The organism is Tsuneonella mangrovi (assembly GCF_002269345.1).
Taxonomy (GTDB): Bacteria; Pseudomonadota; Alphaproteobacteria; order Sphingomonadales; family Sphingomonadaceae; genus Tsuneonella; species Tsuneonella mangrovi.
Genome location: NZ_CP022889.1, coordinates 1,154,332 through 1,166,678 on the forward strand (window position 1 = coordinate 1,154,332; position 12,347 = coordinate 1,166,678).

Annotated in this window: 10 protein-coding genes; 8 read left to right on the plus strand and 2 right to left on the minus strand. The window is 63.7% G+C overall.

The window, feature by feature from the left end:
• The first annotated feature begins 29 nt into the window (after window positions 1-29).
• The gene (locus CJO11_RS05730) at window positions 30-1,697 is read left to right on the plus strand and encodes a thiamine pyrophosphate-binding protein (protein ID WP_095011856.1); all 1,668 of its coding nucleotides are present in this window, start codon (window positions 30-32) and stop codon (window positions 1,695-1,697) included.
• A gap of 8 nt (window positions 1,698-1,705) precedes the next feature.
• On the opposite strand, the gene CJO11_RS05735 is transcribed toward CJO11_RS05730, so the two are convergent.
• Complete coding sequence (locus tag CJO11_RS05735) at window positions 1,706-2,098, minus strand: EVE domain-containing protein (protein ID WP_095013238.1); 393 nt, start codon at window positions 2,096-2,098, stop codon at window positions 1,706-1,708.
• A 191-nt stretch (window positions 2,099-2,289) separates the two neighbouring features.
• On the opposite strand from CJO11_RS05735, the gene CJO11_RS05740 reads away from it, so the two are divergent.
• The 7 genes from CJO11_RS05740 (at window position 2,290) to CJO11_RS13470 (ending at window position 10,231) form a co-directional block, all read left to right on the plus strand.
• A complete protein-coding gene (locus CJO11_RS05740) occupies window positions 2,290-3,933 on the plus strand; it encodes a putative bifunctional diguanylate cyclase/phosphodiesterase (protein ID WP_240504582.1) in 1,644 nt (547 codons plus the stop codon).
• 51 nt (window positions 3,934-3,984) lie between these two features.
• The gene (gene dapF, locus CJO11_RS05745) at window positions 3,985-4,797 is read left to right on the plus strand and encodes a diaminopimelate epimerase (RefSeq protein ID WP_095011858.1); all 813 of its coding nucleotides are present in this window, start codon (window positions 3,985-3,987) and stop codon (window positions 4,795-4,797) included.
• Window positions 4,794-5,969: a MiaB/RimO family radical SAM methylthiotransferase gene (locus CJO11_RS05750; RefSeq protein ID WP_095011859.1), complete on the plus strand. Its 1,176-nt coding sequence runs from the start codon at window positions 4,794-4,796 to the stop codon at window positions 5,967-5,969. Before dapF ends, CJO11_RS05750 begins: the two co-directional genes overlap by 4 nt.
• Window positions 5,966-6,889, plus strand: a complete 924-nt coding sequence (ftsY, locus tag CJO11_RS05755) for a signal recognition particle-docking protein FtsY (RefSeq protein WP_095011860.1) — start codon at window positions 5,966-5,968, stop codon at window positions 6,887-6,889. Before CJO11_RS05750 ends, ftsY begins: the two co-directional genes overlap by 4 nt.
• Window positions 6,889-7,539 (plus strand): inner membrane-spanning protein YciB, encoded by a 651-nt coding sequence (locus CJO11_RS05760; RefSeq protein ID WP_095011861.1) that lies wholly within the window; start codon window positions 6,889-6,891, stop codon window positions 7,537-7,539. The genes ftsY and CJO11_RS05760 overlap by 1 nt, the downstream gene beginning before the upstream one ends.
• 152 nt (window positions 7,540-7,691) lie before the next feature.
• Window positions 7,692-9,395 carry a serine hydrolase domain-containing protein gene (locus CJO11_RS05765; RefSeq protein ID WP_169829141.1) on the plus strand — a complete coding sequence of 568 codons (1,704 nt, stop codon included), beginning with the start codon at window positions 7,692-7,694 and terminating at the stop codon, window positions 9,393-9,395.
• Between the two features lie 272 nt (window positions 9,396-9,667).
• Complete coding sequence (locus CJO11_RS13470; RefSeq protein ID WP_095011863.1) at window positions 9,668-10,231, plus strand: PilZ domain-containing protein; 564 nt, start codon at window positions 9,668-9,670, stop codon at window positions 10,229-10,231.
• 132 nt (window positions 10,232-10,363) lie between these two features.
• Here CJO11_RS13470 and CJO11_RS05775 read toward each other — a convergent pair whose 3' ends face one another.
• On the minus strand, window positions 10,364-12,295 hold the full coding sequence (locus tag CJO11_RS05775; protein ID WP_095011864.1) for a potassium transporter Kup: 1,932 nt from the start codon (window positions 12,293-12,295) through the stop codon (window positions 10,364-10,366).
• Between the last annotated feature and the right edge of the window lie 52 nt (window positions 12,296-12,347).

The following is a 12,347-nucleotide window of genomic DNA, read 5'->3' on the forward strand; positions in this document are numbered from 1 at the left end:
CATGCCCGGCGCGCGCTAGAGGCGGCGCTATGGTTTCAGACGATACGGTTTCCGCCGCCCGCCTGCTGGTCGATTGCCTGCGTGTGCAGGGTTGCGACCGCGTGTTCACCGTGCCGGGCGAGAGCTTCCTGCCGGTGCTCGACGCGCTGCACGATTGCGGCGACGTCGATCTCGTCACTTGCCGGCAGGAGGGCGGAGCGGCGTTCATGGCCTGCGCCGACGGGGCGATGACCGGCAAGCCGGGCGTCGCGTTCGTCACCCGCGGCCCGGGTGCGACCAACGCCAGCATCGGGGTCCACGTCGCGCACCAGGATTCGCAACCGATGATCCTGTTCGTCGGCGACGTGGGCCGCGAAATGCGCGACCGCGAAGGGTTCCAGGAAGTCGATTTCTCTGCCTTCTTCGGCCCGATCAGCAAGTGGGCCGCGCGGATCGACGATGCGGCCCGGATCCCCGAATACGTCGCCCGCGCATGGTCCGTCGCGATTGCCGGGAGGCCCGGCCCGGTGGTGCTCGCATTGCCCGAAGATATGCTGTCGGACATGGTTTCGGCCATGCCGCGCCCGCCGGTCTCTCGCCCAGCCCAGCCGCTGTGCCCCGATGCGATGCAGGCACTCGATGCGATGATCGCCGACGCCGCCAGCCCGATCGCCATCATCGGCGGCGCGGGCTGGAATGCCAAGGCGCGCGACCACTTCGCCGAATGGGCCGAGCGGCTCGGTCTGCCGGTGGCGACCGCGTTCCGGCGGCAGGACGCAATCCCGCCCTCGAGCCCGGTCTATGCCGGCAACCTCGGCTACGGTCCCAACCCCAAGCTGCTGGACAGGGTGCGTAATGCCGACCTGGTGATCGCGGTCGGTGCGCGGCTGGGGGAAGCGACCACCGACGGCTACACGATCCCGACGCCGGATCATCCGGGCCAGCTGCTGGTCCACATCCATCCCGATCCGGAGGAACTGGGCCGGGTCTATCGCACCGATCTCGCGATCTGCGCGGACATGGCCGAATTCGCCGAAAGCGCCGCGCTGTGGGCCGATGGCAGCCTGATCCCGTTCGATGCCGGGGCCGAGGCGCACGCCGAATGGGAGGAGTGGGCCACCCCCAAGCCTGCCGATTTCGCGCTCGACCTCGCCAGCTGCGTCGGCTTCATGCGCGAGACCCTGCCAAGCGATGCGATCGTGTGCAACGGCGCAGGCAACTTCTCGGGCTGGTGGCACCGCTATTGGCGGTACGACGGGTTCCCGACCCAGCTCGCCCCCACCGCCGGGGCGATGGGCTACGGCGTGCCCGCAGCCGTCGCCGCCGCGCGACGGTTCCCCGAGCGCACCGTGGTCGCGCTCGCGGGAGACGGCGATTTCCTGATGAACGGGCAGGAACTGGCGACCGCAATCCAGCACGGCTGCGACATGCTGGTGATCCTCGTCGACAACGGAGCCTACGGTACGATCCGGATGCACCAGGAGCGCGAATTCCCGGGACGAGTCTCGGGCACCGAACTGGCCAATCCGGACTTCGCCGCGCTTGCCCGTGCCTATGGCTGCTGGGCCGAACGGATCGAGACGACCGAAGCGTTCGAGGCAGCACTGACCGATGCGAAGGGACGCATCGGGGTGCGCCTGCTGCACTGCGTGATCGAGGTCGAACAGCTCGCCGCGAGCGGTGCGACCGTCTCCGGCTTGCGCGCGAGGAAGCGTTAGGCCGCGGCTTACGCCTGCGAGAGCTTGAGGATGTAGTCCCACTCCTTCGGAGTGATCTCCGCAACCGACAGCCGCGAGAGCTTGATCAGCTCGATCTCGGCCAGCTTGGGATCGGCCTTGATTTCCTTGAGCGTCACCGGGCGCGGCAGCTTCTCGACCGGCTTGACCTTGACCGCCGCCCACTTGCCTTCCGGGTCGGTCGGATCGGTGATCCCGGCGACCGAAATCTCAACGATCCCGACGATTTCCTTGCCGATATTCGAGTGGTAAAAGAACGCCTTGTCGCCCACTTCCATCGCCGCGAGGTTGTTGCGCGCGCGGTAATTGCGGACCCCGTCCCAGGTCCCTTCCTGTTCCGCGACGAGGTCGTCCCAGCTGTAGGCATCGGGTTCGGACTTCATCAACCAGTAGCGCGGCACACATAACTCCCGGGGTCTGAGCGACCGCAGGAAAGTAATCCTACGCAGGCCGCTTAACACTATTTTCAAACACTTTGCGCGATAAGGCACCGATTAACAGCGAACAAGGGTCCGTCGCACAGCAATCGATTTGGGGAAGCATGGCTCAGGCGAGCGACACCGAGGACAACAGGATGGCGCGTGCAGAGCGTGACCTTGTCGCGCTCGGGATCGCTGTTGCCGCAATCCTGCTGTTTGTCGGCACTGGCGGCCTGGTTTTGCCGCAAGTGGTTCGTGCCTGGGCCGGCCACGGAACCGGCCCCGCACCGGTGCTGGTCTCCACATTGCTGCTCAACATTGCCCTGGTGATCTTCGCGTGGCGGCGATACTCCGAGCTGACTCTCGAGATTGCCGAGCGTCGCAAGGCGGAAGCTCTCGCGCGCCAACTGGCCGAAATCGATCCGCTGACCGACACGCTCAACCGTCGCTCGATCACGTCCGCTTCTGAAGGCCTGCTCGAGCGCACGCGCAATGACGGTCGAGCGCTGGCGGTGATCGTGGTCGATCTCGACAACTTCAAGATGATCAACGACCTCAACGGTCACAAGGCCGGCGATACCCTGCTGCGGACCGTGGCCGAACGCATCACCGGCCTGCTGCCGAAGGGTTCGCTGCTGGCGCGATTGGGCGGCGACGAGTTTGTCTGTATCGTTCCATTCGACGTGAATGCCGCGGAACGCATCGATCATTTGGCGGCACGGCTGATCAATCGTGTGGCGATGCCGGTGCCCTGCGATGGGCTGCAGGTGGAAGTAACAGTTTCGCTGGGGATTTCCGTCAATCGGGGCGATCACGCAAACGGCCCTGAAACCGACGTGATCGAAGACCTGATCCACCGCGCCGATATCGCGATGTATCATGCCAAGAAGCAGGGCAAGAACCGCTACTTCTGGTTCGAGCAGTCGATGGAAAACGACCTGCGGCTGCGTGTCGAACTCGAAACCGGCATTCGCAAGGGGATCGCGAACGGAGAGTTCGTTCCGTATTACGAGCAGCAGGTCGACCTCGAAACCGGCGAGATCGGCGGATTCGAAATGCTCGCACGCTGGCATTCGCCCACGCTCGGCCTCGTGATGCCCGACGTGTTCATCCCGATCGCCGAGGAAATCGGCGTGATTGCGGAGCTCAGCGAAGGGCTGATCGACCAGGCGTTGCAGGATGCCCGGGAATGGGATCCGAAGCTTTCGCTGTCGGTCAATATCTCGCCGGTCCAACTGCGTGATCCGTGGTTTTCGCAGAAGTTGCTCAAGCTGCTGGTCAAGCACAGTTTCCCGCCACAACGGCTGGACATCGAAATCACCGAATCGTGCCTGCATGAGAATATCGGGGTGGTTCGCTCGATGATCACCAGCCTCAAGAACCAGGGTGTGACGATCAGCCTCGACGACTTCGGAACCGGGTATTCGAGCCTCGAACAGCTGCGCACGCTGCCGTTCGACCGGCTCAAGATCGATCGCAGCTTCGTGAGCGAACTGAGCGAAGCGGGCGCCAGCAACAAGATCGTTCGGGCAATCGTTTCACTGGGTGACGGGCTCGATATGCCGCTCACCGCAGAGGGAATCGAGGATGACCAGATCCTCGCCGCGCTCAAGGAAATGGGGCATCTCAAGGGCCAGGGGTATCACTATGGGCGGCCCGAACCGGTCGAGTTGCTGCGCAAGCGGCTGGCTTCGGCCAACCTGCTGCGATCTTCAAACGCCATGCCCGAAGCCGCCGACAGCGAACCGGCGGGAGAGGAACCCGCGCAAGTTCGCGACCAGCGACGCAACGCCGGCTGATCGCGCCGCCACTGGACGTTCGCCCGGTGCGCGCATAGATGCGCTTGCACCATGCGCGTCCCCTTCACCAAGATGCACGGCCTCGGCAACGACTTCGTCGTGCTCGATGCGCGCGCCGAGCCGCTGCCGCCAATCGACAGGGCAATGGCACGTGCGCTGGCGGACCGGCGGATCGGGATCGGTTGCGACCAGCTGATCCTGCTCGAAGGGTCGGACTGCGCCGATTTCCGGATGCGGATCTTCAACGCCGACGGCGGCGAGGTCGAGGCCTGCGGCAACGCCAGCCGCGCGATTGCGCTGCTCCATGGCGCGAAGGCACAGGTCGAGACCAGCGGCGGGACGATCACCGTCGAGCCGATGGACGGCGGCGCACGGATCGACATGGGCACTCCGCGGTTCGGGTGGGAGGAAATCCCGCTCGCCTACGCGATGGACACGCTGTCGATGCCGGTCGGCTGGGAAGGACTGGAAGGCCCTGCCGCGGTCAACGTCGGCAATCCGCACGTGATTTTTTTCGTCGAAGATACCGGCATCGTGCCGCTCGACCGGCTGGGGCCGCTGATCGAGCGCGATGCGCTGTTTCCCGAGCGGGTCAACGTCAACGTCGCCCACGTCGCCGGTCCGGAAACGATAGACCTGCGGGTGTGGGAGCGCGGTGCGGGCCTCACGCGCGCGTGCGGCACCGGGGCGTGCGCCACCGCGGTCGCGGCGATGCGGCGCGGCCTGGTGAGCGGGCGCAAGGTTGCCGTGAACCTGCCCGGCGGTACGCTCGACATCGAATGGACTTCGGGCGATCGCATTCTGATGACCGGCCCCGCCGCAACCAGCTTCACCGGCAGCTTCGAATGGAGCGACTACGCGTGAGCGCAGAAGTCATTTCGCTCGGTTGCCGCCTGAATATCTCCGAAAGCGAACGCATCCGCGCGCTTCTGGCGAGCGAGCCGCGCGAGACGGTAGTGGTCAATTCGTGCGCGGTCACCAGCGAAGCGGTGCGCCAGACCCGCCAGGCAATCCGCCGCGCCCGGCGAGAGCGCCCCGATGCCCGCCTGCTGGTGACAGGGTGCGCCGCCGAGATCGAACGCGAGCAGCTCGCCTCGATGCCCGAAGTCGATGGTCTGGTGCCCAACGCAGCCAAGCTCGACGCGCGGGCGTGGAATGCCCCGACGGATCATCCGGAGGTCATCCCGCAGCACAGCCGCGCGTTCATCGCAGTGCAGAACGGGTGCGACCATGCCTGCACTTTCTGCGTGATCCCGCAGGGGCGCGGCGCCAGCCGGTCGCTGGCTATCGCCGAAGTGCTGAACCTGGTCGAACATGACCTGTCGTTCGGCGCGCGCGAAGCGGTGCTGACCGGGGTCGATCTGACCAGTTGGGGCCACGACCTGCCGAATGATCCGCGACTGGGTAAACTGGTGCAGGCGATCCTCGATGAGTTCCCGCAGCTTTCCCGGCTGCGCCTGTCCTCGCTCGACGGGATCGAGATCGATCCACTGCTCGAGGACTTGCTGGCGAGCGAGCCGCGGGTGATGCCGCACGTGCACCTCTCGCTCCAGCACGGGCACGATCTGATCCTCAAGCGGATGAAGCGCCGCCACTTGCGCGCCGACGCGGTCGCGCTGGTCGAGCGGCTCAAGGCGCGCCGACCGGAAATCGCCATCGGCGCGGACCTGATCGCCGGGTTCCCGACCGAGACCGACGAACATCACGCGGCGAATCTCTCGATCGTGCGCGAACTCGGGATCGTCCACGGGCACGTGTTCCCTTACTCCCCGCGCCCCGGCACCCCTGCCGCGCGGATGCCGCAGGTCGACCGGCAAGTGATCAAGGCGCGTGCCGCTCAGCTTCGCGCGGCGGTGCGCGACGTGCGCGCGGCATGGCTCGCCGCCAAGCTCAGCCAGCCGCTCGAAGTGCTTGCCGAACGCGACGGATGCGGCCATGCGCCTGACTTCGCCCGGGTCCGCCTGCCAAACGGCGTCGCGCCCGGAACCATCGCAACCGTCACTCCCACCGCAATCGAGGAAGGCCTGCTGGCATGAGCGAACCGAGCTGGACCGAGCGCGTGTTCGGCGGCTTCCGCAAGACCTCCGAACGGCTGTCGAGCAACCTCACCGGGGTTGTCGGCACGGCAAAGCTCGACGACGCGACGCTCGATGATGTCGAAGATGCGCTGATCGTTTCCGACCTCGGCCCGGCTGCCGCGCGCCGCATCCGCGACCGGCTGGCGGAAAAGCGTTTCGGGCTCAACATCACCGAACAGGAATTGAAGGAAGCAGTCGCCGAGGAAATCGCCGCGATCCTGCGCCCGGTGGCCAAGCCGCTCGAGATCGTTGCCTTCCCGCGCCCGCAGGTGATCCTGGTGATCGGGGTCAACGGCAGCGGCAAGACGACCACCATCGCCAAGCTCGCGCACTGGCTGCAGGAAGACGACTACGGCGTGATGCTGGCAGCGGGCGATACCTTCCGCGCTGCCGCGATCGGCCAGCTGGCGACCTGGGCGGAGCGGATCGGCGCACCGATCGTGCGCGGCCCCGAAGGCGGCGACCCGGCAAGCATCGTGTTCGACGGGGTCAAGGCCGCAACCGAGCAGGGCATCGACGCGCTGATCGTCGACACCGCCGGGCGCCTGCAGAACAAGCGCGAGCTGATGGAAGAGCTCGCCAAGATCCGCCGCGTGCTCGGCCGCCTCAACCCCGAAGCGCCGCACGACGTGATCCTGGTTCTCGATGCGACCAATGGGCAGAATGCGCTTAGCCAGATCGAGATATTCAAGGAGGTTGCAGGTGTGACCGGGCTGATCATGACCAAGCTCGACGGCACTGCGCGCGGCGGCGTGCTGGTGGCTGCAGCAGAGCAGTTCGGGCTGCCGATCCACGCGATCGGGGTGGGCGAAAAGCTCGACGACCTGCGCCCGTTCGACCCCGACCTTGTCGCGCGCGTGATTGCGGGAGTGGCCTGATGAGCGAGCAGAACCCCCAGAAGAAGCCCTCCGGCTGGCTCAATGTCGCGGTCGACTACGGCCCATTGCTGGTGTTCCTCGGCGTGTACTGGTTCTACGCGCCGGCGGACAAGCAGGACATGGTCGGCGTGCTGTTCGCGGTGATCCGCAGCACCGGGGCGTTCATGGTCGCGGCGATCGTCGCGCTGGGCCTGTCGAAATGGCTCACCGGCAAGGTCTCGCGGATGCTGATGCTCTCGACGATCCTGATCGTCGGGTTCGGCGGGCTGACGATCCTGCTGCGCGACCCGGTCTACGTGCAGATCAAGCCGACGGTGCTTTACCTGTTCTTCGGCGTCGTGCTGCTGATCGGCTGGCTGCGCGGCAAGGCGCTGTTGCAGTGGCTGCTCGAGGCGGCGTTCGAAGGGCTGAGCGACGACGGCTGGCTCAAGCTTTCCCGCAACTGGGGCGCGTTCTTCCTGGTCCTCGCTGCGCTCAACCAGACGCTGGTCCACTTCCTCAGCTTCGGCGATTGGCTGTGGGCCAAGCTGTGGGTGTTCATGCCGCTGAGCTTCCTGTTCACCTTCAGCCAGATCCCGATGCTGCTGCGCCACGGCTTGGGCGAGGAAGGCGTGGAGGAAGAGGAAACAACCCCGCCTCCGGTCAGCTAGCTAGGTAGCGCCCGCAAGTTGATACGGCGCGTGACCGCAACGGGGTAGGAAGCGGACCTCTTTCCCTCAGTTGCTTGCACTATCGCAAGCTGCAGCTAACCTCTTTCAATTGCCTAGTTCCGCAACTTGGGGGGATCATGATTTTTCGACGCTTGGCGACATTCGCACTCGGCGTGAGTGTGCTGGGTCTTTCTCCGTATCAGGCGGTGTCAGCAAGCGTCGCCAAGATTGATAGGGAGGCGCTGCTTCAGACTCAAACAGTGCCGCAAAGGGCGTGGCCAACTTCGGTTTTCGCTCCGCCAGCAGATGCGCTGCCGCCTTCCCACACCATTGACGGCGAGCTGACGATCAAGGGAGAAGCCGCCGATCACTATACGCTGCTGCATGATCCCTATGACTACGACACCAATGTGCCGCAGACCCGAGATTTGCCCAAAGTAGGTGTTACGCTGGTGTCGAAAGGCAATGAGGTAATCCCGGTCCAGCGCGGCCCGATCCTCAATGGTGATCCCGCTTGGGACTGGATTTTTGAACCTGGGCGAGCGTGGGACAGTGCGAGCCGTCCCGGCATGACCTTCGTAGCGCTGCCGTTCGCGCTGATGCAGCACAATTCCAATTGCGAGCATAACGGGTTGGCACTGTTTGCAGTTGGCGCGGATGGCAAGGCGACACAGCTGGCCTATCAGATCGGTTCGGAGACATGCGAGTATCTCCAGTTCGATATGTGGGGTCTGGCCAAGGCGCAGTTTGCCGCCAAGCCGGTGCCTGAAAAGCTGGCAACGCTCACGGCCTACGCCAATGAAGTGGCGGCGCGGCTGCCGATACGGCCGATTGCGGATCTGGGCGATGTAGCAAAGGGCTTCGGATCACCCAAAGAAGTCAAACCTGAATATTTGACGACCTTCGGCTTCGTTCACGATGGCGTGCTGTACGCTGGTTCGTGCCCGACCCGCTATGGTCCCTATCCCTATTGCGAAGTGCTCGATATCCCGTCTTATTCTTGGGCTAAATCTATCGCCGGCGGGATCGGGTTGATGCGCCTGGAAATGCTCTTCCCTGGCGCAAAGGACGCGCTGGTGAGGGATTACGTGCCCGAATGCTCCGACCCCAAATGGGACGGCGTCACGTTCGAAAACCTGATCGATATGACGACCGGTCTTTTTAACTCACCGGGCAATCAGGACGATGACGAGGCCGATAGCCTCTTCCCCTTTCTCTTCGCCGAGACCCATGCGGAGCATGTCCGCATGGCATGCACACTTTACCCGCGCAAACTCGCACCCGGAGTCCGAAGTGTGTATCACACAACTGACACCTATTTGCTCGGCACGGCGATGACAGCCTTCCTCAAGGCACGTGGGTATAAGGACCCCGACTATTACCGCGCGCTGGTTGTACCCATTCTCAAGGCGATCGGGGTGAGCCCGCTGCTGCTCGATACGCGTCGGTCAAGCGACGATGTCCGCATGCCATTCAGCGGGTGGGGCCTGGTGCTCCACCGCAATGACGCAGCGCTGCTCGCGCAATTCTATCAGCGCGATGGCACAATCGGCGGCGAGCAGATGCTTGATCTACCAATGCTTGCTTCGGCAATGCAGCGTGATCCGGCCAATACTGGGCTCAATATTTTCGACAGCAAGAATTGGCGCTATCAGCACTCGCTCTGGGCGCAGAATATCGGCGAGGTCATCGGCTGCTCACACGATGTTTGGGTGCCGTATTTTTCGGGCCATGGCGGCCTCAGCGATGTGATGTTTCCCAATGGTGATATCTATTTTCGCGTTGGCGACGGGTTCGATTATGACTGGCGACCGTCGGCAAAGGCGGCGAATGAGGTTGGATCTCTCTGCAACTAGCCACGTAGCTTGGGAGCAATCTGGCGATGCGAATGTCCGCAATCGGGTCGTTAGCAGCCGGTCTGCCATTCTGCTGTCAGTCGCAAGGTCCCGTCGGCGTGCAACCGGCCGCCCGAAGCGATTGCCGAACGTACAGACAAATTGCGCAAGACGGTGCTCAAGTGCCCAACCTGCGGGTTTGCCTGCGCCTAAAATAACCCTGTTTGCTCAGACGAAATTCACCTTCTTGCGATGTAATATCCTAATTGCTCGGAGTCTGGGAACTCGCGCCAATGACCGATGGAACGGAACTGAGGCCAGCCTGCAACATCTGTTGCTTTTGGGCTCCTAACCTTCGAGGCGAAGCTGCCCAGGAAGGTGTTTGCCGCAAATTGGCAGAGAACCCCAGGTACTATGGTTCACTGGTAACCGAAGAGACCGATAGTTGCGACCAATGGGCGCGCCTGGGTATCTACGAAGATCCGGACGGGCAAACGAAGCCGGAGCGTCGGTCTGCTCTTCGGACTCGCATAAATCTCCCTGCGCGCCTGCATACCGTGCGAGGCGACCAGGCCGTCTGGCTGGCTGACATATCGGAGCATGGAGCTGGTATCAGCACGAGCAATCCGCCCTTGGTCGGAATGCCAGGAGTCCTGAAATGGAGTTCTTACGAGGTCTTTGTAACCGTGGCTTGGGCAAGCGACGATTCGTGCGGCGTGCAGTTCGATGCCCCTGTCTCAGGTGAAATCGTTCTTGAGGCGATTCGCGAGGGCGCTTTGAAGAACGATCGTTGGGCCAAGCCGTCGAGAATTGTTCAGGGGCACAAGCGCGCTCGCTTGCATCACGGTCTCGACTAAGATTGGCAGCGCCGACCGCGAAAACCTTAGGCCACAACGTGTCCCGATCAGGTCGCGTTCGAGAGTTCGCCTCCTTTGCGACAAATGGCCAGCCGTAGCCAGGTCCGCCATCGGGCCTAAGCGAAGCGCCTGCTAGATCTCGACCTGGCTACCCAATTCGACCACGCGGTTGGTCGGCAGGCGGAAGAATTCCATCGCGGTGGCCGCGTTGCGCAGCATCCAGGCGAAGATCTTCTCGCGCCAGATCGGCATCCCCGGGTTCTTCGATGGCAGCAGCGTCTGGCGACTGAGGAAGAAGCTGGTCTGCATCATGTCGAACTTCCCGCCGCAGACCGCGCAGTTCTTCAGCGCATGGGGAATGTCGGTTTCCTCCATGAAGCCGTAGTGGATGATCATGCGGTAGATGCCATCGCCCACCTCGTGCGTTTCGATCCGCTTGTCGGTATCGACATAGGGTACGTCGGCGATCGCCACGGTCAGGATGATCACCCGTTCGTGCAGCACCTTGTTGTGCTTGATGTTGTGCAGCAGCGCGCTCGGCACCCCGCCGGTGTTGGAAGCCATGAAGATCGCCGTGCCCGGCACCCGGCTGGCGGAATTGCGCGCGCTCTTGGCGAAAATCTCGATCGGCAGCGCGACTTCGCTCATCCGCTCGCGCATCAGCTTGCGCCCGCGCGCCCAGGTGGTGAGGAAGGTGAACGCAATTGCGCCGACCAGCAGCGGGAACCAGCCGCCATCGGGCACCTTGGGCAGGTTGGCGGTGAAGAACCCGCCATCGACCATGAAGAACACCCCGGCGATCGGAATCGCCTGCCACGCCTTCCACTTCCACACCGCGATAAACAGCACCGCCATCAGGCAGGTATCGATCACCATCGCACCGGTCACCGCGATACCATAGGCGCTGGCGAGGTTCGACGAGTTGCGGAAGGTCAGCACCAGCAGGATCACCGCGATCATCAGCACCCAGTTGACGAACGGGATGTAGATCTGTCCGTGCTCGGTCTCGCTGGTGTGGAGGATCGACAGGCGCGGCACGAAGCCCAGCTGGATCGCCTGCTGGGTGACCGAGAACGCGCCGGAGATCACCGCCTGGCTGGCGATGAAGGTGGCGCAGGTCGCCAGCAGCACCAGCGGCAGGCGGTAGGCTTCCGATGCCATCACGAAGAACGGGTTCTGGATTGCCTGTGCGGCCGCGGCGGCTTCCATGTTGAGGATCATCGCCGCTTGCCCGAAATAGTTGAGCAAGAGGCACGGCATCACGAACCCGAACCAGCTGATCCGCAGCGGCCCGCGGCCGAAATGGCCCATGTCGGTGTAGAGCGCCTCGGCGCCGGTCACCGCCAGCACCACCGATCCCAACGCGAGGAAGCCAAGCGTCTTGTCGGTCATGAAGAACTGCACCGCATACCACGGGTTGAACGCGGCCAGCACTGCGGGATGGTCGAAGATATGGATGATCCCGAGCACCCCGAGGACCGAGAAATAGGTGATCATCACCGGCGCAAACAGCTTGCCGATCACCGAGGTTCCGCGGCGTTGCAGCAGGAACAGCGCGATCAGCAGGGTGAGCGCGATCGGGATGACGAATTCGCCGAGGCCCGCCTCGACCGTGGTCAGGCCCTCGACCGCCGACAGCACCGAAATTGCCGGGGTGATCATGCTGTCGCCATAAAACAGCGACGTGGCAAACACGCCAAGCACGACCGCGACCCAACCGTAGTTCGACCGGCCCAGCTTGCTCGAAATCAGCGCCACCAGCGCCAGCGTGCCGCCCTGCCCCTTGTTGTCGGCGCGCATCAGCACCGCGACGTATTGCAACGAGACCACGAAAGTCATCGCCCAGAAGATCAGGCTGACGACCCCGAGCAGGTGCAGGTTGTCGAGCGTGAGCGGATGCGGCCCGACGAAGGTTTCGCGAAACGCGTAGATCGGGCTGGTGCCGATGTCGCCGAACACGATCCCGACCGCACCCGCGGCGAGCTTGACCTTGGCGCTGACCTTGCGGTCACCGCCATTGCCGTGTCCACCACCATGTCCGGTATCTACGACCGCCTCGGTCATCCGGGCTGCACCTCATCGTCGATTGTCGCCAGCCACCTGGGCTGCGCGAAAC

Bases quoted from the DNA above. Each gene is read 5' to 3' on its own strand.
- CJO11_RS05730 (WP_095011856.1), top strand. From the start codon at position 30: ATGGTTTCAGACGATACGGTTTCCGCCGCCCGCCTGCTGGTCGATTGC.
- CJO11_RS05735 (WP_095013238.1), bottom strand. From the start codon at position 2,098: ATGAAGTCCGAACCCGATGCCTACAGCTGGGACGACCTCGTCGCGGAA.
- CJO11_RS05740 (WP_240504582.1), top strand. From the start codon at position 2,290: ATGGCGCGTGCAGAGCGTGACCTTGTCGCGCTCGGGATCGCTGTTGCC.
- dapF (WP_095011858.1), top strand. From the start codon at position 3,985: ATGCGCGTCCCCTTCACCAAGATGCACGGCCTCGGCAACGACTTCGTC.
- ftsY (WP_095011860.1), top strand. From the start codon at position 5,966: ATGAGCGAACCGAGCTGGACCGAGCGCGTGTTCGGCGGCTTCCGCAAG.
- CJO11_RS05760 (WP_095011861.1), top strand. From the start codon at position 6,889: ATGAGCGAGCAGAACCCCCAGAAGAAGCCCTCCGGCTGGCTCAATGTC.
- CJO11_RS13470 (WP_095011863.1), top strand. From the start codon at position 9,668: ATGACCGATGGAACGGAACTGAGGCCAGCCTGCAACATCTGTTGCTTT.
- CJO11_RS05775 (WP_095011864.1), bottom strand. From the start codon at position 12,295: ATGACCGAGGCGGTCGTAGATACCGGACATGGTGGTGGACACGGCAAT.